Source organism: Micromonospora sp. NPDC049204 (assembly GCF_040647935.1).
Lineage (GTDB): Bacteria > Actinomycetota > Actinomycetes > Mycobacteriales > Micromonosporaceae > Micromonospora.
The window spans coordinates 210,678-232,364 of the sequence record NZ_JBEZDC010000012.1; the positions used below are offsets into that span (position 1 = coordinate 210,678).

At 71.1% G+C, this 21,687-nt stretch carries 19 protein-coding genes; 11 read left to right on the forward strand and 8 right to left on the reverse strand.

Annotated features, from left to right (window positions below):
- Positions 1-73: 73 nt before the first annotated feature.
- Positions 74-1,915, reverse strand: a complete 1,842-nt coding sequence (recQ, locus tag AB0A90_RS23070) for a DNA helicase RecQ (RefSeq protein WP_357251377.1) — start codon at positions 1,913-1,915, stop codon at positions 74-76.
- Positions 1,916-1,994: 79 nt separating this feature from the next.
- Positions 1,995-2,339: a hypothetical protein gene (locus AB0A90_RS23075; protein ID WP_357251380.1), complete on the reverse strand. Its 345-nt coding sequence runs from the start codon at positions 2,337-2,339 to the stop codon at positions 1,995-1,997.
- Positions 2,340-2,590: 251 nt separating this feature from the next.
- On the opposite strand from AB0A90_RS23075, the gene rapZ reads away from it, so the two are divergent.
- The 8 genes from rapZ to AB0A90_RS23115 all read left to right on the forward strand — a co-directional run bounded on the left by rapZ (position 2,591) and on the right by AB0A90_RS23115 (position 9,814).
- Positions 2,591-3,493 (forward strand): RNase adapter RapZ, encoded by a 903-nt coding sequence (gene rapZ, locus AB0A90_RS23080; protein ID WP_357251451.1) that lies wholly within the window; start codon positions 2,591-2,593, stop codon positions 3,491-3,493.
- Positions 3,490-4,626, forward strand: a complete 1,137-nt coding sequence (locus tag AB0A90_RS23085) for a 2-phospho-L-lactate transferase CofD family protein (RefSeq protein ID WP_357251383.1) — start codon at positions 3,490-3,492, stop codon at positions 4,624-4,626. The genes rapZ and AB0A90_RS23085 overlap by 4 nt, the downstream gene beginning before the upstream one ends.
- Positions 4,627-4,680: 54 nt before the next feature.
- Entirely contained in the window at positions 4,681-5,661 is a 981-nt protein-coding gene (whiA, locus tag AB0A90_RS23090) for a DNA-binding protein WhiA (protein ID WP_238681773.1), read from the forward strand.
- A gap of 265 nt (positions 5,662-5,926) precedes the next feature.
- On the forward strand, positions 5,927-6,931 hold the full coding sequence (gene gap, locus AB0A90_RS23095; protein ID WP_357251386.1) for a type I glyceraldehyde-3-phosphate dehydrogenase: 1,005 nt from the start codon (positions 5,927-5,929) through the stop codon (positions 6,929-6,931).
- Positions 6,928-8,184, forward strand: coding sequence for a phosphoglycerate kinase (locus AB0A90_RS23100; RefSeq protein WP_357251389.1), 1,257 nt, complete (start codon positions 6,928-6,930; stop codon positions 8,182-8,184). The genes gap and AB0A90_RS23100 overlap by 4 nt, the downstream gene beginning before the upstream one ends.
- On the forward strand, positions 8,185-8,976 hold the full coding sequence (tpiA, locus tag AB0A90_RS23105) for a triose-phosphate isomerase (RefSeq protein WP_357251392.1): 792 nt from the start codon (positions 8,185-8,187) through the stop codon (positions 8,974-8,976). It begins immediately after the preceding gene.
- Positions 8,977-9,071: 95 nt separating this feature from the next.
- Positions 9,072-9,332 carry a preprotein translocase subunit SecG gene (gene secG / locus AB0A90_RS23110; RefSeq protein WP_355033235.1) on the forward strand — a complete coding sequence of 87 codons (261 nt, stop codon included), beginning with the start codon at positions 9,072-9,074 and terminating at the stop codon, positions 9,330-9,332.
- Positions 9,333-9,472: 140 nt separating this feature from the next.
- Entirely contained in the window at positions 9,473-9,814 is a 342-nt protein-coding gene (locus AB0A90_RS23115) for an RNA polymerase-binding protein RbpA (protein ID WP_357251395.1), read from the forward strand.
- Positions 9,815-9,824: 10 nt separating this feature from the next.
- On the opposite strand, the gene pgl is transcribed toward AB0A90_RS23115, so the two are convergent.
- The 6 genes from pgl to tkt all read right to left on the reverse strand — a co-directional run bounded on the left by pgl (position 9,825) and on the right by tkt (position 18,318).
- Complete coding sequence (gene pgl / locus AB0A90_RS23120; RefSeq protein ID WP_357251398.1) at positions 9,825-10,595, reverse strand: 6-phosphogluconolactonase; 771 nt, start codon at positions 10,593-10,595, stop codon at positions 9,825-9,827.
- A 137-nt stretch (positions 10,596-10,732) separates the two neighbouring features.
- Entirely contained in the window at positions 10,733-11,749 is a 1,017-nt protein-coding gene (locus tag AB0A90_RS23125) for a glucose-6-phosphate dehydrogenase assembly protein OpcA (RefSeq protein ID WP_357251400.1), read from the reverse strand.
- Positions 11,746-13,299, reverse strand: a complete 1,554-nt coding sequence (gene zwf / locus AB0A90_RS23130; protein ID WP_357251403.1) for a glucose-6-phosphate dehydrogenase — start codon at positions 13,297-13,299, stop codon at positions 11,746-11,748. Before zwf ends, AB0A90_RS23125 begins: the two co-directional genes overlap by 4 nt.
- Positions 13,300-13,301: 2 nt before the next feature.
- Positions 13,302-14,951, reverse strand: coding sequence for a glucose-6-phosphate isomerase (locus AB0A90_RS23135; RefSeq protein WP_357251405.1), 1,650 nt, complete (start codon positions 14,949-14,951; stop codon positions 13,302-13,304).
- 37 nt (positions 14,952-14,988) lie between these two features.
- Positions 14,989-16,164, reverse strand: coding sequence for a transaldolase (gene tal / locus AB0A90_RS23140; RefSeq protein ID WP_357251408.1), 1,176 nt, complete (start codon positions 16,162-16,164; stop codon positions 14,989-14,991).
- A gap of 15 nt (positions 16,165-16,179) precedes the next feature.
- Positions 16,180-18,318 (reverse strand): transketolase, encoded by a 2,139-nt coding sequence (gene tkt, locus AB0A90_RS23145; protein WP_357251411.1) that lies wholly within the window; start codon positions 18,316-18,318, stop codon positions 16,180-16,182.
- Between the two features lie 266 nt (positions 18,319-18,584).
- On the opposite strand from tkt, the gene AB0A90_RS23150 reads away from it, so the two are divergent.
- From AB0A90_RS23150 to AB0A90_RS23160, 3 genes are all read left to right on the forward strand, one after another.
- A complete protein-coding gene (locus tag AB0A90_RS23150) occupies positions 18,585-19,538 on the forward strand; it encodes a heme o synthase (RefSeq protein ID WP_357251414.1) in 954 nt (317 codons plus the stop codon).
- Positions 19,539-19,817: 279 nt separating this feature from the next.
- Positions 19,818-20,150: a hypothetical protein gene (locus AB0A90_RS23155; protein WP_357251416.1), complete on the forward strand. Its 333-nt coding sequence runs from the start codon at positions 19,818-19,820 to the stop codon at positions 20,148-20,150.
- A 13-nt stretch (positions 20,151-20,163) separates the two neighbouring features.
- Positions 20,164-21,084, forward strand: a complete 921-nt coding sequence (locus AB0A90_RS23160; RefSeq protein WP_357251419.1) for a hypothetical protein — start codon at positions 20,164-20,166, stop codon at positions 21,082-21,084.
- Positions 21,085-21,687: the final 603 nt, after the last annotated feature.

The following is a 21,687-nucleotide window of genomic DNA, read 5'->3' on the forward strand; positions in this document are numbered from 1 at the left end:
GCCGCACCACGGCAAGGCCGCACCAGCCAAGGGCCGGACCCCCACGGGGTTCGGCCCTTCGGCATCGCTGACGTCAGTCGACGGCGAGGACGCCGAGGATCTGTTCGCCGTACTTGGCGAGCTTGTTCTCGCCGACCCCGCTGACGCGGGACAAGTCGGCCAGCGTGCCCGGCGCGTCGCTGGCGATCTGTCGAAGCGTGGCGTCGTGGAAGATCACGTACGCCGGGACGCCCTGCTCCTTGGCGCTGGCCGCCCGCCAGCTCCGGAGTCGCTCGAACAGCGACGCGGCGGCCGGGGTCAGCTCGGCCACCACGGTGGCCGCGCCGCGTGGTTTCGACGAGCGGCTGGAGGCCGGCTTCTCCGGCTCGCGGCGCATCGTGACCGTGCGGCGGCGACCCAGGACGTCGGCGCTCGCCTCGGTCAGGGCGAGCGTGCCGTAGTCGCCCTCCACAGCGAGCAGCCCTTCGGCGAGCAGTTGTCGGACCACGCCCCGCCACTCCGCCTCGCTCAGCTCGGAGCCGATGCCGAAGACGGTGAGCGAGTCGTGACCGTACTGGCTGATCTTGTCGGTCTGTTTGCCGAGCAGGATGTCGATGCAGTGCCCGGCGCCGAAGCGCTGGTTTCGCTCGCGGTCGAGACGGAAGATCGCGGAGAGCAACTTCTGGGCGGCGACCGTGCCGTCCCAGGTCTCCGGTGGGGTGAGGCAGGTGTCGCAGTTGCCGCAGGCTGCCGTGGACGTCTCGCCGAAGTATTCGAGTAGTTGGACCCGCCGGCAGCGCACCGTCTCGCAGAGGGCGAGCATCGCGTCCAGGTGCGCGGCGAGGTTGCGGCGGTGGGCGAGGTCGCCGTCGGAGGTTTCGATCATCTTGCGTTGCTGGACGACGTCCTGCAGCCCGTACGCCAGCCAGGCCGTGGAGGGCAGGCCGTCCCGCCCGGCGCGGCCGGTCTCCTGGTAGTAGCCCTCGACGGACTTGGGCAGGTCGAGGTGGGCGACGAATCGGACGTCGGGCTTGTCGATGCCCATGCCGAAGGCGATGGTGGCGACCATGACGAGGCCGTCCTCGCGCAGGAAGCGTTGCTGGTTGCGAGCGCGGGTGGCCGCGTCCAACCCAGCGTGGTACGGCAGCGCGGCGATGCCGTTGGTGACGAGGAACTCGGCGGTCTTGTCGACCGAGGCGCGGGACAGGCAGTAGACGATGCCGGCGTCGCCGGGGTGCTCGTCGCGCAGCAGCGTCAGCAGTTGCTTGCGCGGCTCCCGCTTGGGCACGATCCGGTACTGGATGTTGGGCCGGTCGAAGCTCGCCACGAAGTGCCGCGCGTCGTCGAGCTTGAGCCGGGTGGCGATCTCGGTGCGGGTGGCGCTTGTCGCGGTGGCGGTCAGCGCGATCCGCGGCACCTCTGGCCAGCGCTCGTGCAGCATCGACAGCGCGAGGTAGTCGGGGCGGAAGTCGTGGCCCCACTGGGACACGCAGTGCGCCTCGTCGATCGCGAACAGGGAGATGCGCCCCCGGTCGAGCAGGGCGAGGGTGGAGCGGACGCCGAGCGCCTCCGGAGCGAGGTAGAGCAGGTCCAGCTCGCCGGCGACGAAGGCGGCCTCGACCCGGCGTCGGGCGTCCAGGGTCTGGGTCGAGTTGAGGAAGCCGGCGCGGACGCCGACGGCGGTGAGGGCGTCCACCTGGTCCTGCATGAGCGCGATCAGTGGGGACACGACGACCGCGACGCCGTCGCGGACCAGGGCCGGGATCTGGTAGCACAGCGACTTGCCACCACCGGTGGGCATCAACACCAGGGCGTCGCCGCCGGCGACCACATGGTCGATCACCTGCTGCTGGAAACCGCGGAAGGCGTCGTAGCCGAACACCCGGCGCAGCACCGGCAGCGCGCCTTCGGTACGCAGGTCGGTGGGGGAAGCCATCCGCGGAGTCTACGAGCCCACCCCGACAGCACCCGCCCGGCGCTCCCGAGTGGGTGGGCGCGTCGGGCGGGCGGTGCGGTCAGCTGGGTTGGCTGGACCGGTTCGCCAGACCGCGCGGCGGGGCCTTCATCCCGACCACGATGTCGACGATCTCGATGTAGCGGGCCTTGCCGCCCATCCGGAACGCGGTGGCCGCCGCGTTGATCTCCTCGAGGGTGTCGCCCTCGACGATCGTGACCTGGTCGTACTTGCCGTTCACCCCGGTCGTCACGACGTGCGTGAGCTGCTTGGCGAAGCGGCCCAGGTCCCGCGCGTGCTCGGCGGAGACCTCGTGGATGCCCTCCCGGCCGAGCGCGAAGTACTCCGGGCTGATCCGCATGAACAGGAAGCCGATGTATTTGTTCTTGTCCGCAAGGTCGTGCATCGCACCCTCCCAGATGTCGGTCTGACCTGCGACGATCACGAAGAGCTTATTGATGCCTACTGATCGTTATCAAGGCCGACGACTGTCGGGAGCACGACCGTCGGCCGTCGGTCGCCGGACGACCCGGGACAGGTGCCGGCCCCCGCCCGGATGGCGGGATAGAGTCGCTGATTGACCAATCGCGGCCGAGGGGGCCGCGGCGCCACAGCTTGGGGGTACGGGTGAGCGAGGCGCGCGCAGCCGGTGACCGGATCGACGATCCGGTTGCCGTGGACGGGCAGCTGGCGGCCGAGTCGGAGACCACACTCGTGGTGGTGACCGGCGTCTCCGGGGGTGGCCGTAGCACTGTCGCCCGGGCGCTGGAGAACGTCGGCTACTACGTGGTCGACAACCTGCCGCAGGCGCTGATGCTGGACATGGCCGAGTTGGCGTTCAAGGCGGGCGGGGCGGCTCGGCGTACCGCGATGGTGCTGGACGTCCGGTCGCGGGCCTTCTCCACGGACCTGGCCGGGGCGATCCGGGAGCTGAAGGAACGCGGCTTCTCGCCCCGGGTGGTCTTCGTCGACGCCGACGACGAGGTGTTGATCCGCCGGTTCGAGAGCGTCCGGCGCTCGCACCCGTTGCAGGGCGACGGGCGGCTGGCGGACGGCATCGCCGTGGAGCGTGGCCTGCTGGAGGAGGCGCGTGACCAGGCCGACGTGATCATCGACACCAGCCACCTCAACGTCAACCAGCTCCGGCGGCGCATCGAGGAGCTGTTCGGCGGCGAGGACGCCCGCCGGCTGCGGGTCACCGTGCTGTCGTTCGGCTTCAAGTACGGCCTGCCGCCGGACGCCGATTTCGTGCTCGACGCCCGTTTCCTGCCGAACCCGTACTGGGTGCCGGAGCTGCGCGAGCACACCGGTCGGGAGGAGGCGGTCAGCGCGTACGTGCTGGGTCAGGAGGGTGCGGAAGCCTTCGTCGCCTCGTACGCCGACCTGGTCAACGCCACCACCGCCGGCTTCGAGCGGGAGGGCAAGCGGTACCTGACGGTTGCCGTGGGCTGCACCGGTGGCAAGCACCGCAGCGTGGCCATCGCCGAGGAGTTGGCCAGCCGCCTGCGCCACTCCGGGCTGGCGGCCAACGCCCAGCACCGCGACCTGGGGCGCGAGTGACGGCCCGCCGGGTGGTGGCGTTCGGCGGTGGGCACGGGCTCTCCGCGTCCTTGCGGGCGCTGCGCCACTGCGCACCCGAACTCGATCTCGACATCACCGCCGTGGTCACCGTCGGGGACGACGGCGGCTCCAGCGGCCGCCTGCGCGCCGAGCGGGGTGGACTGCCCCCGGGTGACCTGCGTCAGGCGCTGGTGGCGCTGGCCGGCGACCACCCGGCCACCCGACGCAGCGCCGGGTTGTTCCAGCACCGCTTCGCCGCCGTGCCGGCCGGCGTACCCCAACTTGGCGAAGCCGACCCGGACCCGGCGGCGACCGACGGCCGCGGCCCGCGCGACCAGAGCGCCGACGGTCCCGCGCCGCGCGACCGGAGCGCCGACGGTCCCGCGCCGCGCGTCCAGAGCACGGGCGGCCAGGGTACGGGCGGCCGGGGCGCGGCGCCCGGCGACGGGCTGGCCGGGCACGCGGTGGGCAACCTGGTGCTCTGCGGTCTCATGGAGCTGCTCGGTGACCCGGTGGCCGCGCTGGAGCACGCCGGCGCGATGCTCGGCGCGGTCGGCCGGGTGTTGCCGATGTCCCGACAGCCGGTCGGCATCGAGGCGCGGGTACGCGGTGTCGACCCGGCCGCCCCCGACGAGGTGCGGACCGTGCGCGGCCAGCACCAGGTGGCGGTCACCACCGGGCGGGTCGAGTCGCTGCGCCTCACGCCCGCCGCCCCGGCAGCCTGTGCCGAGGCCATCGAGGCGATCATGGCGGCGGACTGGTTGATCTTCGGGCCGGGCAGCTGGTACACGAGCGTGCTCCCGCACCTGCTGGTGCCGCAGTTGGCCGACGCGATCGTGTCCACCTCGGCCCGGCGGCTGGTCACGTTGAACCTCGCCGCGGAGAAGGAGACCCTCGGGCTCTCGGTCGCCGACCACCTCGCGGCCCTGCACTGGTACCTGGCCGAGCTCAAGGTGGATCTCGTGCTCGCCGATGCCCTGGCGGTGGGTGACCCCGAACCGGTCGAACGTGCGGCAGAATCGCTGGGTGCCCGCCTGGTCCTCGCCCCCGTCGCCGTCACCGACGGCACTCCCCGCCATGATCCGGCTGCCCTGGGCGCCGCGCTGGTGCCTGTCCTGGGCGCCGATCGTTAGACACGTACGTAATCTCCGGCGACACGCCGGAACCGGTCCGTGAGGGGACGCACAATGGCGATGACGGCCGCGGTCAAGGACGAGCTGAGTCGGGTCGACGTGCCCAAGCCCTGCTGTCGGCGGGCGGAGATGGCCGCACTGCTGCGCTTCGCCGGCGGGCTGCACATCGTCTCCGGCCGCGTGGTGGTGGAGGCGGAACTGGACACGGGGGCGGTGGCCCGGCGGTTACGCCGGGAGGTCGCCGAGGTCTACGGATATCCCAGCGAGATCCACGTGCTGGCGTCCGGTGGACTGCGCAAGGGCAGCCACTTCATCGTGCGGGTGGTCAAGGACGGCGAGGCCCTCGCCCGGCAGACCGGCCTGCTCGACGTGCGGGGCCGCCCGGTGCGCGGGCTGCCCCCGCACGTGGTGGCGGCGAACGTCTGCTGCGCGGTCTCCGCGTGGCGGGGCGCGTTCATGGCCCACGGTTCGCTCACCGAACCCGGCCGCTCCAGCGCTCTGGAGATCACCTGCCCGGGGCCGGAGTCGGCGTTGGCGCTTGTCGGCGCGGCCCGCCGCATCGGCATCACCGCCAAGAACCGCGAGGTGCGCGGCGTGGACCGGGTGGTGGTCAAGGACGGCGACGCGATCGCCGCGCTGCTCACCCGCATCGGCGCGCACTCCAGCGTGCTGGCCTGGGAGGAGCGTCGGGTACGCCGGGAGGTGCGCGCCACCGCCAACCGGCTCGCCAACTTCGACGACGCCAACCTGCGCCGCTCGGCGCGCGCCGCGGTCGCTGCCGCCGCCCGGGTCACCCGCGCGCTGGAGATCCTCGCCGAGGAGGCGCCCAACCACCTGACCGACGCCGGGCGGCTGCGCCTGGAGCACCGGCAGGCGTCCCTGGAGGAGTTGGGCGCGCTGGCTGACCCGCCGCTGACCAAGGACGCCATCGCCGGGCGGATCCGCCGGCTGCTCGCCCTGGCCGACAAGCGCGCCCGGGACCTCGGCATCCCGGATACGGAAGCGGCAGTCACGCCCGACATGCTCGTGGTCTGATAGGACGGTGGGGTCGCACGGTGTGCCCGGGAGCACGACCCGGCGCGGCGTGGTCTCGCACGCTCGGATAGGGTCGCTGCGTACGGCAAGGGGGCCGACACCGGCACTCCTCGCTGTGCCCACCGCCTCGGGCGGTCAGGTCCGCAGACCGCGCGGCGGGGTGGCCGAGATGAACCGTCAGCGGCCGGCTCCAACGGTCGGCGCACACCATTCCCGCCGGCCCGTTGTCTGAAGCCGGTGGACCAGAACGCGAGGAGATGGGACCTTGACCATCCGGGTTGGCATCAACGGCTTTGGCCGAATCGGCCGTAACTTCTTCCGGGCAGTGCTGGCGTCTGACGCCGACATCGAGGTCGTGGCGGTCAACGACCTGACCGACAACGGCACGCTCGCCCACCTGCTCAAGTACGACAGCATCCTCGGCCGCCTGCCCTACGAGGTCAAGGCCACCGCCGACGAGATCACCGTCGGTGGCAAGACCATCAAGGCGTACGCCGAGAAGGACCCGTCGAAGCTGCCGTGGGGCGACCTGAACGTCGACGTCGTCATCGAGTCGACCGGCTTCTTCACCGACGCCACCAAGGCCAAGGCGCACGTCGACGGCGGGGCCAAGAAGGTCATCATCTCCGCCCCGGCGAAGAACGAGGACGTCACCGTCGTCATGGGTGTCAACCACGACACCTACGACCCGGCGAAGCACACCATCATCTCCAACGCTTCGTGCACCACCAACTGCCTCGCCCCGATGGCGAAGGTCCTGCACGACACGTTCGGCATCCAGCACGGTCTGATGACGACGATCCACGCGTACACCCAGGACCAGAACCTCCAGGACGCGCCGCACTCGGACCTGCGTCGGGCCCGGGCCGCCGCGCTGAACATCGTCCCGACCTCGACCGGCGCCGCCAAGGCCATCGGCCTGGTGCTGCCGGACCTCAAGGGCAAGCTCGACGGGTACGCGCTGCGGGTGCCGATCCCGACCGGCTCGGTCACCGACCTCACCGTCAACGTGGGTCGGGAGACCACCGTGGACGAGGTCAACGCCGCGCTGAAGGCCGCCGCGGACGGCCCGCTCAAGGGCATCCTGGTCTACAACGAGGACCCGATCGTCTCCTCCGACATCGTCACCGACCCGGCGTCGTGCATCTTCGACGCGCCGCTGACCAAGGTCGTTGGCAACCAGGTCAAGGTCGTCGGCTGGTACGACAACGAGTGGGGCTACTCCAACCGGCTCGTCGACCTGGTCAAGTTGGTCGGTAGCTCGCTGTGAGCATCCGGACCCTCGACGACCTGCTCGCCGAGGGGGTGGCAGGTCGGCGCGTGCTGGTGCGCGCCGACCTGAACGTCCCGCTCGACAAGCAGTCCGGTGCCATCGACGATCATAACTCCGCCTCCGCGCCGCAAGGCGGCACTCCGGACGGAGTGAGGATCGCTGACGACGGTCGCATCCGCGCGGTGCTGCCGACCCTCGGCGCGCTGGTCGAGGCCGGCGCGAAGGTGGTCGTCTGCTCGCACCTGGGCCGCCCGAAGGGCGCTCCGGACCCGCAGTTCAGCCTCCGCCCGGTCGCCGGGCGCCTCGGTGAGCTGCTCGGCGCGCCGGTGCACTTCGCGACCGACACCGTCGGTGAGTCCGCCCGTTCCACGGTCGCGGACCTGGCCGACGGCCAGGTCGCCCTTCTGGAGAACCTGCGCTTCAACGCGGGCGAGACCAGCAAGGACGAGGCCGAGCGGGGTGCCTTCGCCGACCAGCTCGCCGCGTTCGGCGACGCGTACGTGGACGACGCGTTCGGCGCCGTGCACCGCAAGCACGCGAGTGTCTTCGACGTGCCGGCCCGGTTGCCGCACGTCGCGGGCCGGCTGGTGCTGCGTGAGGTCGAGGTGCTCTCCAGGCTCACCGCCGACCCGGAGCGGCCGTACGTGGTGGTGCTCGGTGGGTCGAAGGTGTCCGACAAGCTCGCCGTGATCGAGGCGCTGCTGCCCACGGTCGACCGGCTGCTCATCGGTGGCGGGATGTGCTTCACCTTCCTCAAGGCCCAGGGCCTGGAGGTGGGCACCTCGCTGCTGGAGAAGGACATGGTCGAGACCTGCCGCAACCTGCTGGAGCGGTCCAACGGCAAGATCATGCTGCCGGTCGACGTGGTGGTGGCGGACGCGTTCGCCCCGGATGCCGCGCACGACACGGTCCGGGTCGACGGCATCCCGAGCCACCGGCTCGGTCTGGATGTCGGCCCGGAGACGGTAGCCGGCTTCAGCGCCGCGCTGTCCCCGGCGAAGACGATCTTCTGGAACGGTCCGATGGGCGTGTTCGAGATGCCTGCCTTCGCGGCGGGCACCCGGGGCATCGCCGAGGCGATCACCAAGGCCGACGCGTTCAGCGTCGTCGGTGGCGGTGACTCGGCGGCGGCGGTCCGTGCCCTGGGGCTGGACGAGTCGTCCTTCGGGCACATCTCCACGGGCGGCGGCGCCTCCCTGGAATACCTCGAGGGCAAGACCCTCCCCGGCATCGCGGCCCTGGAGAACTGAATGTCGAGCACCACCCGTCGGCCGTTGATGGCCGGCAACTGGAAGATGAACCTCAACCACCTCGAGGCCAACCTGCTCGTGCAGAAGTTGGCGGCGAGCCTCACCGAGAAGCAGCTCACCGAGGTCGAGACGGTCGTGCTGCCGCCCTTCACCGACCTGCGGACGGTGCAGACCGCGGTGGACGGCGACAAACTGCTGATCGGCTACGGCGGGCAGGACCTCTCCGCACACGCGTCCGGCGCGTACACCGGGGAGATCTCCGGTCCGATGCTGGCCAAGCTCGGCTGCACCTACGTGGTGGTCGGGCACTCGGAGCGGCGGGCCTACCACAACGAGGACGACGCACTCGTCAACGCCAAGGTGAAGGCGGCGCTGACGCACGGCCTGACGCCGATCCTCTGCGTGGGGGAGGGGCTGGACGTCCGCGAGCAGGGCACCCACGTGGCACACTGCGCCGACCAGCTCGACGGGGGCCTCGCCGGGCTCACCGCCGAGCAGGTGCGGCAGGTCGTGATCGCGTACGAGCCGGTCTGGGCGATCGGCACGGGCAAGACCGCGACGCCGGAGGACGCCCAGGAGGTCTGCGGGGCGGTCCGTCAGCGACTGGCGGAGCGCTTCGACCAGGAGACCGCCGACCAGGTGCGGGTCCTCTACGGCGGCTCGGTCAAGGCGTCGAACGTCGCCTCGATCATGGCCCAGCCGGACGTGGACGGGGGCCTGGTGGGGGGCGCCAGCCTGGACGCGGAGGAATTCGCTCAGATCTGCCGCTTCCCGGAGCACATCGCTCGCTGATCGCTCGGTATCCTGGACACCGCCCGTCCGCCGGTCGGTGCCGCCGTGCCCGATCAGACCGGGCGAGGATCGCTACGAGAGGACTGACCCCAGCCATGCCGATCTGGTTCGCATACACGTTGATCGTGTTGCTGATCATCACGAGCATTCTGCTCACCATGCTTATCCTGCTGCACCGCGGCAAGGGCGGCGGTCTGTCGAGCATGTTCGGCGGTGGCGTCAGCTCCAGCCTCGCCGGCTCCTCCGTGGCAGAGAAAAACCTGGACCGTTACACCGTTCTGGTGAGCGTCGTCTGGTTCGCCGCCATCGTCGGGCTCGGGCTCTGGCTCCGCCTCCAGATGAACAGCGGCACCTGAGCACGCTCGTTCAGTCGTACAATCTGCGCGCGGTCCGTCACTCGACGGGCCGCGCGCAGGCTTTTCTCCGCTGCACCGCGTCGCCCGCCGTCCACCCCTGTTTGATGGCGGGTCCCCTCCGACGACAGGAGCGAGCAGCCGTGCCCAGTGGCAACGTCATCCGCGGCGCCCGAGTCGGTTCCGCGCCCATGCGCCCCGACGAGCGACACGCACCCGCCCCCCGACAGGACGTCACCTACTGGTGCCGCAACGACCACCGGATCGACATCCGGATCGCCGCGGACGCCGAGGCGCCTCCCCGGTGGGACTGCCCCCGGTGCGGCCTGCCCGCCGGCCGGGACGCCCAGAACCCGCCCGGCCGGACCCGCGCCGAACCGTACAAGAGCCACCTGGCGTACGTGAAGGAGCGGCGCACCGCCGAGGAGGGGGAGGCCCTGCTGAACGAGGCACTGGCGGCGTTACGTCGCCGCCGGGGCGAGTAGGCGGCTCCGACTAGCGCAGGCTGCGCAGTCGTGCCGGTACGTCGGCTGCCGCTGCCCGGTCCAACAACCAGCGGGTGCGGCCCACCCCGTGCACCCCGGCGGCCGGCAACTGCACCGGCCCGGCACCGGCCAACGCCATGCCCACCGCGCGAGCCTTGTCGGCGCCGGCGGCCACCAGCCAGACCTCCTCGGCGGTGTTGATCGCCGACAGGGTGAGCGTTGTCCGCGTCGGCGGCGGCTTGGGGCTGCCCCGCACCGCGCTGACCGGCCGGGTCTCGTAGCCCACCGGGTGCTCGGGGAAGACCGAGGCGACATGCCCGTCCTCGCCGACGCCCAGCATCAGCACGTCGAAGTGCGGCAGCGTGGCGTGCCCGGGCCGGGCGGCGTGCGCCAACTCCTCCGCGTACCCGGCAGCAGCCGCCTCGGGGTCGTTGCCGGCCGGGCCGTCCGAGGCTGGCATCGGGTGCACCCGGGCCGGGTTCAGCGGCACCACGCCCAGCAGGGCGGCTCGGGCCTGGGTCTCGTTGCGGTCCGGATCACCGGAGGGCAGGAACCGCTCGTCGCCCCACCACACGTCGACCCGGGACCAGTCCACCGCGTCGCGGGCGGGCAGCGTCGCCACCGCCCGGTACACGGCCGCGGCGACCCGGCCGCCGGTGAGCACCACCGAGGCCTCGCCCCGGTCGGCCTGGGCGTCGAGCAGCTTCACCAGCAACCGGGCCGCCACGGCCTGCGCCAGCAGGTCGGCGTCGGCGTGGACGGCGACACTCGCCTCACTCATGGAATGCGCCTTCGTTTCCCGACCGCGCGGCGGTCGCTGTCGCGTCGTGCCCGGACCGGTTCGCCCGAGATGGTGTGCTCCGGGGCAGGGACCGGTCTACACCGGCCCCTGCCCCGACGTCGTGCCCCGGCAGGGCCTCAGCTCTCGCCGCTGGTGCCGGAGTGCGCGGTGACCCCGGCCTCGGCGCGCCGCGCGGTGGCCGGATCCTTCCACACGTGCACCCGCTGCGCGGGGCGCTGCTCCAAGCCACGCAGCCCGACCGTCGCGCCCAGCGCCTCCGCGTACACCTGGTCGGCGTCCAGACGCCGCAGCTCCTCCGCCAACTCGTCACCGAGCGGACGGCGGACCAGCGGCAGGGCCCGGTCGTCCTGGCCGGTACGCCGGAACACCGCCATGCTGTCCTCGCGGGTCAACGACAGCTGATCGCCGTTGGCGCAGCTCAACCGCACCTCCCGCATCCGGGGAAACTCGTCGGAGTCCACCCGGTGCGGCGTGATGCCGAGCCGGCTGGACAGCCAACCGACCATCAGCGCGGCCGTCGGGTCGGTGGGCGGCGCGACCACCGTCGCCTCGACGACCCGCTCGCTCGCGGTGTCGAACGCCCCGGCGACCAGGGTCCGCCACGGGGTGATCCGGGTCCACGCCAGGTCCGTGTCGCCCGGGGCGTAGTCCCGGGCACGCTGCCGCAGCGCCTCCACCGGGTCGGCGGCCTGCGCCGAGTCGGTGATCCTGCGGTCGGCGACCACCCCGAGGAAGTCGGTGGCGATCTCCGCCGGCGGCTCGCCGTGCCACCAGGTGACCACCGGCACGTCCGGGACCAGCAGCGGCATGACCACCGACTCGGCGTGCAGGGCCAACCGGCCGTACATCCGGGTGACCACGGCCTCGCACGGGCCGAGCCGGCCACCGACCACGATCTCCGCGTCCAACCGGTTGCGGTCCCGCTCGATCTCGGAGCGAACCACCACCACGAGCCGGCACGGGTGGGCGGCGGCGGCGATCGTCGCCGCCGCCTCCGCCTCGCGGACCCGCTTCTCGTCCACCACCACGATGAGAGTGAGCGCCATGCCACTGGCCACGCCACCGGCGCTGCGCCGCTCGGCGGCGAGCGCCTTGACCACCTCGTTGCCGGTGGTGTCCCAGAGCCCGATCATGCTCTTCTCCAAGCGCGGCCCTCGCGGGCCAGCATCTCGTCGGAGGCGCGCGGCCCCCACTCGCCGGCCCGGTACGGCTCCGGCTTGGTGCCCACCCAGGCGTGCTCCAGTGGGTCGATCACCTGCCAGCTCTGCTCGACCTCGGCCGCGTCCGGGAACAGGGTGCGGTCGCCGATCAGCACGTCCAGCACCAGCCGCTCGTACGCCTCGGGGCTGGACTCGGTGAACGCCTCGCCGTACTGGAAGTCCATCGCGATGTCGCGGACCTCCATCGTGGTGCCCGGGACCTTCGAACCGAACTTGAGCACCACACCCTCGTCCGGCTGCACCCGGATGACCAACTGGTTGTTGCCCAGCGACTCCATGTCGGCGTCGTTGAACGGCAGGTGCGGCGCCTTCTTGAACATGATGGCGACCTCGGTGACCCGCCGGGGCAGCCGCTTGCCGGCCCGGATGTAGAACGGCACCTCCGCCCACCGGCGGTTCTGGATGCCCAGCCGCACCGCCACGTACGTCTCCGTGGTGGAGTCGGTGGGGACGTCCCGCTCCTCCAGGTAACCGACCGCGCGCTCGCCTCCCACCCACCCGGGCAGGTACTGGCCGCGCACGGTGTCCCGAGCCACATCCTTGGGCAGGGTGATCGCCTTGAGCACCTTCAGCTTCTCGGCCCGGATCTCGTCGGCGTCGAAACTGGTCGGCTCCTCCATCGCCACCAGGGCGAGAAGTTGCAGGAGGTGGTTCTGGAGCACGTCCCGGGCGGTGCCGACCGTGTCGTAGAAACCGGCGCGGGTGCCGATGCCCACATCCTCGGCCATGGTGATCTGCACCGAGTCGACGTACTTGGAGTTCCACAGCGGCTCGAACAGGTTGTTGGCGAACCGCAGAGCGAGGATATTCTGAACGGTTTCCTTGCCCAGGTAGTGGTCGATCCGGAAGACGTCCTCCCGGGTGAACACGTCGTCGACGAGGTCGTTGAGGGCCTTCGCCGAGGGCAGGTCGTTGCCGAACGGCTTCTCCACGACGACCCGACGCCAACCGCCGGACTTCTCGTTGTCGGCCATCCCGGTGCGGGCCAGTTGCTTGAGCACGACGGGGAACGCGGCCGGGGGGATGGAGAAGTAGAACGCCGCGTTGCCGGTGATGCCGTGGGTCTGGCGCAGGTCGTCGAGCGTCGAGGCGAGCTGGTCGAAGGCGTCGTCGTCGTCGAACGACCCGCCGACGAACTTGATGTTGCCGGCCAGCCGTGCCCACACCTCGTCCCGCCAGGGGGTACGAGCGTGCTTGCGGGCGGCCTCGCACGCGAGGGTTTCGAAGTCGCCGTCACCCCAGTCGCGGCGCGCGAAGCCGAGCACCACGAAACCGGGCGGCAGCAGCCCCCGGTTGGCCAGGTCGTAGACGGCAGGGAGCAGCTTCTTGCGAGCCAGGTCGCCGGTCACCCCGAAGATCACCAGAGCGCACGGCTCCGGGATCCGGGGCAACCGGCGGTCCTGCGGGTCGCGTAGCGGGTTCACCGAACCGCCTCCTCGCTCCGCTTCAGTCACGTCGTCCATCCTCACGCCGGCAGATCACCGGCGGCGTCGAGCAGTTGGGCGACACCGGCGGCACGGTCGGTCAGATGCAGCCGCAGCACCGGGCGTTCCCGACCGGCGAGCGCCTGCCGGTCCCCGGCGGCCTGCGCCGCCTGCAACTCACCGAAGGTGTACGGCTTGCCCGGCACCGCCAGGTCCTCGGCGACCGCGCCGGTCACCTGGAGGTAGCTGCCCACCTGCGGGCCGCCCTTGTGGTACTGGCCCGTGGAGTGCAGGAACCGCGGACCCCAGCCGAACGTGACCGGCCGACCGCCCGCCTGCGCCAGCAGCGGCCGCAGCCGGGCCGTGTCGGCGTCGGCGAACCGGTCGAGGTACGCCATCACCGCGAGGTAACCGTCGTCGCCCAGCCCGTCGAGCAGCCAGCGCAGCACCCCGGCCAGGTCCCCGGGAGCACCCTGCGGGGCGTACACCTCGATCGCGCCCTCGGTGAACGACGGCGACTCCGCCGGCAGGCCCGAGGCCAGGATCTTGTTGGTGTTCTCCTTGGACTCGGTGACGTTCGGCTGGTTGAACGGGTCGATGCCGAGCACCACGCCGGCCACCGCGGTCGCGTACTCCCAGGCCAGGAACTGCGCGCCCAGCGGGCCGTTGACGGCCACGTCCGGGGTGGCGCCGCCACCCGGCACGTCACCGGGGGCCAGCGAGCCGCCGTAGCTGACCGTCAGCACGTCCGCACCGGTGGCGCCGGGGCTCTGCGGCGACTCCACGACCACCGGGAGGATGCCCACCCCGGCCTTGCCCGTCGACTCGGCGATCAGCTGCTCGGCCCAGTCACCGAGACCGTCGATGCCGGTGCCGTCGGAGACCAGGGCGACCTTGTCCCGGGCCAGCGTGGCCGCGGCGCCCAGGGCGGCGCCCAGCGCCAACGCCGGATTGTCCCGGTCCGCGCCGAGCGACGCGGCCAGCGCGTCGGCCTGGTCGAGGAGTTCCGCGACCTCGACCCCAGCCAGCGCCGAGGGCACCAGGCCGAACGCGGTGAGCGCCGAGTACCGGCCGCCCACGTTCGGGTCGGCGAGCACCGTGAACGCGCCCATCTCGGTCGCGGTGGTCTCCAGCGGCGAACCCGGGTCGGTGACGATGACGAAGTGCCGGCCGGCCTCCGCCTCGGTCATCCCGGCGTCGAGGAACGCCTGCCAGTAGACGCGACGGTGGCTGTCGGTCTCCACCGTCGACCCGGACTTGCTGGCCACCACCACGACGGTGCGTTCCAGCCGGTCACCGAGCGCCGCCCGGACCTGGCCCGGGTCGGTGGTGTCCAGCACGGTCAGCGGCCGGCCCAGCGTCCGGGTGATCACCTCGGGGGCCAACGACGAGCCGCCCATGCCGGCGAGCACCACGTGGTCCAGGTCGGCCAGCTCGGCTTTCAGCTCGGCGAGCTGTACCAGCAACTCGCGGCTGCGCTGGTGGGTGTCGACCCAGCCGAGCCGGACCTTCGCCTCGGCCTCGGCGTCCGGACCCCACAGGCTCGCGTCCTTGCCGGCCAGCTTGCCCGGGACGCCGGCCTTGACCAGCGCGTCCCGGGTCGAGGCGGGCGCGGACTTGTCGACCGCGTCCGCGCCGTACACGGCGAGGCCGGCAGCGGCCTCCACCGGTCCTGCGAGTAGGTCGCTCATGCCGTCACCTCCGCGCTGAACTTGCTGATTCGCGCGCTCATGCGCCACCGGCCTTCTCGGCGCTCTTGGCGTTGCCCTTGGCGGCCTTGTTCGGCGCACCCGTGCCCTTGGCCGCCGCCTCCAGCGACTTGCGGACGCCGTCGAGCAGCTCCTGCCAGCTGGCCTCGAACTTCTCCACGCCCTCGCGCTCCAGGGTGGCGATCACGTCGTCCATGTCCACCCCGACCGACTCCAGGTCCGCGAAGACCTTGCGGGCCGCGTCGTAGGAGCTGGTGATCGTGTCGCCGCGGGTCTCGCCATGGTCGGCGTACGCGTGGATGACCGATTCCGGCATGGTGTTGACCGTACCGGGGGCGATCAGCTCCTCGACGTAGATGACGTCGCGGTAGTCCGGATTCTTCGTCGAGGTGGACGCCCACAGCGGCCGCTGCGGGTGCGCGCCGGCGGCGGCGAGCGCCTTCCACCGGTCGGAGGAGAACACCTCGGTGTAGCGCTCGTACGCCAGCTGGGCGTTGGCGACGGCGGCCTTGCCCTTGAGGGACTTCGCCTGGTCGGAGCCGACCTTCTCGAGCCTCTTGTCGATCTCGGAGTCGACCCGCGAGACGAAGAACGACGCCACCGAGCCGATCTTCGACAGGTCGTGGCCGTTGGCCTTGGCCTGCTCCAGGCCGGTGAGGAACGCCTCCATGACCGCTGAGTAGCGGTCCAGGCCGAAGATCAGTGTCACGTTGACGCTGATGCCCTCGGCGAGGGTGTCGGTGATCGCCGACAGGCCCTCCTCGGTGGCCGGGATCTTGATGTAGAGGTTGGGGCGGTCGACCAGCCACCACAGGGCCTTGGCCTCGGCCACCGTCTTGTCCGCGTCGTGCGCGCTGCGCGGGTCCACCTCGATGGAGACCCGGCCGTCGACGCCCTCGCTGCCGTCGTACGACGGGCGCATCACGTCGCAGGCCCACCGCACGTCGTACGTGGTGAGCATGCGTACGGCCTCTTCCACGTCCACGTCACGGGTGGCGAGGTCGCGAAGCTGCCAGTTGTACTCGTCGGCGTCGCTCAGGGCCTTTGCGAAGATCGTCGGGTTGGTGGTGACACCGGCCACGTGCTTCTCACGGCGCAGCTCGTCCAGCCCGCCGGAGCTCAGTCGCACCCGGGAAAGATCGTCGAGCCAGACCGCCACACCCGCGGCGGTGAGCTCATTCAACTTGTCCGTCATGCCGTCCACGCTCCCTCAGTTGCCGGTCGTGAAACCGGTGATGTCGCCCACCCGGGCCAGCGAGGCGTGTGCCGCCGCCACGATCCGGTCGCCGGTGAACCCGAACTGCTCGAAGAGCACGGTGTGCGGGGCGCTCGCCCCGTAGTGCTCCAGGCTCACGCTCTCGCCCAGATCACCGACGATGCCGCGCCAGGACATCGCGATGCCCGCCTCCACGCTCACCCGTGCCTTTACCCCACGGGGGAGCACCGACTCCCGGTACGCCTCATCCTGCTCGTAGAACCACTCCTGGCAGGGCATCGAGACGACCCGGGTCGGGGTGCCGTCGGCCTCCAGCCGCTCCCGGGCGGTCAGGCAGAGCTGCACCTCGGAACCGGTGCCGATGATGATCACCTGCGGCTTGCCGTTGGACGCCTCGGCCAGCACGTAACCGCCCTTGGCCACCCCCTCCGCGCTGCCCAGGACGTCGCGGTCCAGGGTCGGCAGCGGCTGGCGGCTCAGCGCCAGCGCGGTGGGCCGGTCGGTGTGCTCCAGCGCCTGCCGCCAGGCCCAGGCCGTCTCGTTGGCGTCCGCCGGACGGACCACGTCCAGCCCCGGGATGGCGCGCAGCGCGGTCAGGTGCTCCACCGGCTGGTGGGTCGGGCCGTCCTCGCCCAGGCCGATCGAGTCGTGCGTCCACACGTAGGTGACCGGCAGCTTCATCAGCGCGGCCAGCCGCACCGACGGGCGCATGTAGTCGCTGAACACCAGGAACGTGCCGCCGTACGGGCGGGTGCCGCCGTGCAGGGCGATGCCGTTGAGGACCGCGCCCATGGCGTGCTCACGGATGCCGAAGTGCAGCGTGCGCCCGTACTCGTGACCGGGGAAGTCCTTGGTGGCGTGCGCGGCCGGGATGAACGACGGCTCGCCCTTCATCGTGGTGTTGTTGCTCTCGGCCAGGTCGGCCGAGCCACCCCACAGCTCCGGGAGCACCGGCGCGAGGGCCTCCAGCACCTTGCCCGAGGCGGCGCGGGTGGCGACGCCCTTGGCGTCCGCCGGGAAGACCGGCAGCGCGTCGGTCCAGCCGTCGGGGAGTACGCGACCAGCCATCCGCTCGTAGAGCGCGGTGCGCTCCGGGTTGGCCTTCTTCCAGGCGTCGAACGCGCCGGTCCACTCCTGCTCGGCGTCGGAGCCGCGGCCCATCACCGTGCGGGCGTGGGCGAGCACCTCCTCGTCCACCTGGAAGGTCTGCTCCGGGTCGAAGTCGAGGATCCGCTTGGTGGCCTTCACCTCGTCGGCGCCGAGCGCCGAGCCGTGGATCTTGCCAGTGTTCTGCTTGTTGGGCGCGGGCCAGCCGATGATGGTGCGCAGCGCGATGAAGGACGGGCGGCCGGACTCGGCACGGGCGGCCACCAGCGCGGCGTACAGCGCCTCGGCGTCCTCGTGGTAGTCACCCTGGTCGGCGTCGCCGCTGCGCCAGTCGACGGTCTGGACGTGCCAGCCGTACGCCTCGTAACGCGCGGCCACGTCCTCGCTCTTGGCGATCCGGGTGTCGTCCTCGATGGAGATCTCGTTGTCGTCGTAGATCACCGTGAGGTTGCCCAGCTGCTGGTGCCCGGCGAGGGCGCTGGCCTCGTGGCTGATGCCCTCCTCGATGTCGCCGTCGGAGACGATGCACCAGATGTTGTGGTCGAAGACCGACGCGCCGGGCTCGGACTCGGGGTCGAACAGGCCGCGCTCGCGGCGGGCCGCCATGGCCATGCCGACCGCGTTGCCCAGGCCCTGCCCGAGCGGGCCGGTGGTGGTCTCCACGCCCGGGGTGTGCCCGTGCTCGGGGTGACCCGGCGTGAGCGAGCCCCACTGCCGCAGCGACTTGAGGTCGTCCAGGCTCAGCGGGTAACCGGACAGGAACAGCTGGATGTAGAGCGTCAGGCTGGAGTGCCCGGCGGAGAGGACGAACCGGTCCCGGCCGGGCCAGTTCGGGTCGGCCGGGTTGTGCCGCATGACGCGGTTGAAGAGGAGGTACGCCGCGGGCGCGAGGCTCATCGCGGTGCCCGGGTGGCCGTTGCCGGATTTCTCTACGGCGTCCATAGCTAGCACGCGGACGGTGTCGACGGCCCGGCGATCGAGGTCGGACCAGTTCAGTGCGGAGTGCTCGGGTCGTTTGGCAGCCACGATGGTTGTGCTCCTCGGCAGATGGGCGGAACCCTCACCGATGACCTTATCGAGCGTCCCTAAACGCGCGCCCGGGGATCTCGCATGGTGTGCGCGAGGTGACGTTCCGGGATGCTTGGTTCAACCCGGTGGTGTGACGGCCCGCACCGTTGTCGGGTCGGCCGGGCAGCCAAAACGACAACGCGTAGTGTGTGGGTCGGTGTGCGGGCCCGTGCGGTCCCGACCGATCCGATCTCCCCGTGCCCGATGCCGGAAGGTGGCAATCCGTGAGCATGATCACCGAGCGCCCCGCGAGCAATCCGGCCGGGCAGCACCCGGCGCGGGCTGCCGAGGGTCCGGTGGCCCGGCGGGACGTACGCGCGATGGTGTCGGCGTACGTGGCGCTCACCAAGCCGCGGATCGTCGAACTCCTGCTGGTCACCACCGTCCCGGCGATGATGCTCGCCGACGGCGGGCTCCCGTCGCTGTGGCTGATGGCCGTCGTGCTGATCGGTGGCTCGCTCGCCGCGGGCGCGGCAAGCGTGCTCAACTGCTACATCGACCGGGACATCGACCAGTTGATGCGGCGTACCAAGCGGCGGCCGCTGCCGGCGCACACCGTGTCACCGCGTAACGCGCTGGTCTTCGGTCTGGTCCTGGCGGCGGTGTCGATCGCCCTGATGGCGGCGTTCACCAATCTGCTCGCCGCTGGGCTGACGCTCGCCGCGATCGTCTACTACGACGTCATCTACACGTTGTGGCTCAAGCGCTCCACCCCGACGAACACCTTCTGGGGCGGTGCCTGTGGGGCGGCCCCGGTGCTGATCGGGTGGGCGGCGGTGACCGGCTCGCTGGCGCCGGCCGCGTGGGGGCTCTTCGCGGTGGTCTTCTTCTGGCAGATGCCGCACTTCTACCCGCTCGCCATGAAGTACAAGGACGACTACGCCCGCGCCGGGATCCCGATGCTGCCGGTGGTGGCCTCGGTCCGCCGGGTGAACGCCGAGATCCTGATCTTCGCCTGGCTCACCGTGCTCACCTCCCTGGCCGTCTGGCCGCTGGGGCTCAGCGCGATCTACGGGGTGCCGACCCTGGTGGTGGGGGCGATCTTCGTGCTCGAGGCGCACCGACTCTGCCGGCGCGCGACTCGCGGCGAGGCGGTCAAGCCGATGAGGCTGTTCCACTGGTCCACGACGTACCTGACGATCGTGTTCCTCGCCGTCGCGCTCGACGCGCTGATCTGACCCGTCCTCGCCGGCAGCGCCTGGCGACGCGCTCCTGACTAATCATGGCCATGGATGAGTTGTCCGGGTTTAACGTCACATCAGAGTAACTTTCAGCATGAGTCGGATCGACTCAACTGTGTCGGCCGGGCGACGATTTGGCCGCTATCTTTGTGGGCATAAGTCCGGATATAACCGGGCAGGTGACGCGTGGTCGTCGTTAAACCTCTAGGTAATTGGCATCACAAAAGGTTCATGGTTCTCGCCCGAGCGGGTGCGAGTCTGCTTAGGCTTCGCGTCATGGCAGATGGTTCCGATACGACGCTGACGGCCGAGCAGACCGCCGAGCAGGCACCCCAGGGCCTGGTCGCGAGCCTTCAGGCATTCGCCGCCGGCCACGGCGGCGCGAAGGCGGTCATCGAGTACGTCGGCAAGCGTGGCGCGCGAATCGTGCTGGTGGGTTCCGACGGCGAGTGGGGCGACCAGTTCGCCGACGACACCGTCACCGCACGGGAGGCGTGCGCCAAGGCGGGAGTCACCGTCGAGAACGCCTGGGAGCGTGAACTGATGGACCAGATGCGCCCCAGCAACGACCTCTGGCGGTCGATGGCCCGCCGCACCATGGCCCGCTGAACAGCCAGCTCAATTGACCACCCATCACCAGTCGACCCGGGGGGAACCCCGGGTCGCTCTCGTCACCTGTGCCGACCTCGTCGACCTCGACCCGGACGACCGGCTGGTCCTCGCCCCACTCCAGGCCCGTGGCATCTCCGTCGCGACCGAGGTCTGGGACGACCCCGACGTCGACTGGTCCTCCTTCGACCTGGTCGTGCTCCGATCCCCCTGGGACTACGCGCTGCGCCGCGACGAGTTCGTCGCCTGGGCGGCAACCGTCCCGGCGCTTGTCAACCCGGCCGACATGGTTCGCTGGAACACCGACAAGCGGTACCTCGCCGAGCTGAGCGCCGCCGGGGTGCCGACCGTACCGACGTCGTGGGTCGAGCCGGGGGAGCGCTGGCAGCCACCCGCCGAGGCCGGCGAGTACGTGCTCAAGCCCGCGGTCAGCGCCGGCAGTCAGGACACCGGCCGGTACGACCTGGCCGACCCGGAACACCGGGACCTGGCCACCGCACACGTCCGCCGGCTCTCCGACGCCGGCCGGGTGACCATGGTCCAGCCGTACCTGCGGGCGATCGACACCGAGGGGGAGACGGCGCTGCTCTTCCTGGCCGGCCCGGACGGGCTCGCCTTCAGCCACGCGATCCGCAAGGGCCCGATGCTCACCGGTCCCGACCTCGGACCGGACGGGCTCTACAAGGCCGAGGAGATCAGCGCCCGTACCGCCCGACCCGCACAACTGGCGGTGGCCGAGCGGACGCTCGCCGCGGTGCCCGGCGGCACACGGCAACTGCTCTACGCCCGGGTCGACCTGATCCCCGGCCCGGACGGCGAGCCGGTCCTGGTCGAGCTGGAGCTGACCGAGCCGTCGCTGTTCATCGGGTACGCCGACGGGGCACCGGACCGCCTCGCCACCGCGATCGCCACCCACCTGGCCCGCAAGGCCTGACCCGCCGCCGAGCGCCCGGCGGCGATGGCACAGCGCCCGCAGGCCCCTGTTTGTCGACTCGGCTTCGCCGTGATCGACTCAGCTCTTGTGTGATCGACTCAGCTCTTGTGTGATCGACTCGGCTTTCCGGAAGTCGGCCCGTCGGACCGGCCCGGACGGCGCGGATTCAAGGAAACCGAGTCGATCAGAGCAGGCAGGCAGGCACCTGCCCCGAAGTTGTGCGGATCGTGCGGCCGTGAGACCCACGTGCCCGGATCGCGGACGGCGGGTTGCTGCGTTCCGGCCGGCACGGAGCGTCTGCGCCGTCAAGGTCACGCAACATCTCGGATGTAGTGGCATCACGCACGCCCGACCCCACTAGAACCAGGATCGAGCACGATCTTGGCGGCATGGGCGCCCCGAACTCTTTGCCGGCCTCTCGGGGCGCTGCGCGTCGTCAAGATTCGCGCAATATCGGGGATGTTGCTGGCTCCGGCGCGTCGGAGGCAGCAACATCGGGGAAGTTGCGTAGATCTTGCCGCGGCGCCCGCGACGAACGCCGACTGCTGTTCACGTTGCACGGCCGCGCCGGTCGACGGCGGTACGCGCTCATCCGCACGGCCG

Coding starts and splice junctions, on each gene's coding strand:
- AB0A90_RS23075 (WP_357251380.1), bottom strand. CDS start 2,339: ATGCACGACCTTGCGGACAAGAACAAATACATCGGCTTCCTGTTCATG.
- AB0A90_RS23135 (WP_357251405.1), bottom strand. CDS start 14,951: ATGAGCGACCTACTCGCAGGACCGGTGGAGGCCGCTGCCGGCCTCGCC.
- tpiA (WP_357251392.1), top strand. CDS start 8,185: ATGTCGAGCACCACCCGTCGGCCGTTGATGGCCGGCAACTGGAAGATG.
- tal (WP_357251408.1), bottom strand. CDS start 16,164: ATGACGGACAAGTTGAATGAGCTCACCGCCGCGGGTGTGGCGGTCTGG.
- AB0A90_RS23155 (WP_357251416.1), top strand. CDS start 19,818: ATGGCAGATGGTTCCGATACGACGCTGACGGCCGAGCAGACCGCCGAG.
- AB0A90_RS23125 (WP_357251400.1), bottom strand. CDS start 11,749: ATGATCGGGCTCTGGGACACCACCGGCAACGAGGTGGTCAAGGCGCTC.
- secG (WP_355033235.1), top strand. CDS start 9,072: ATGCCGATCTGGTTCGCATACACGTTGATCGTGTTGCTGATCATCACG.
- pgl (WP_357251398.1), bottom strand. CDS start 10,595: ATGAGTGAGGCGAGTGTCGCCGTCCACGCCGACGCCGACCTGCTGGCG.
- whiA (WP_238681773.1), top strand. CDS start 4,681: ATGGCGATGACGGCCGCGGTCAAGGACGAGCTGAGTCGGGTCGACGTG.
- recQ (WP_357251377.1), bottom strand. CDS start 1,915: ATGGCTTCCCCCACCGACCTGCGTACCGAAGGCGCGCTGCCGGTGCTG.
- zwf (WP_357251403.1), bottom strand. CDS start 13,299: ATGGACGACGTGACTGAAGCGGAGCGAGGAGGCGGTTCGGTGAACCCG.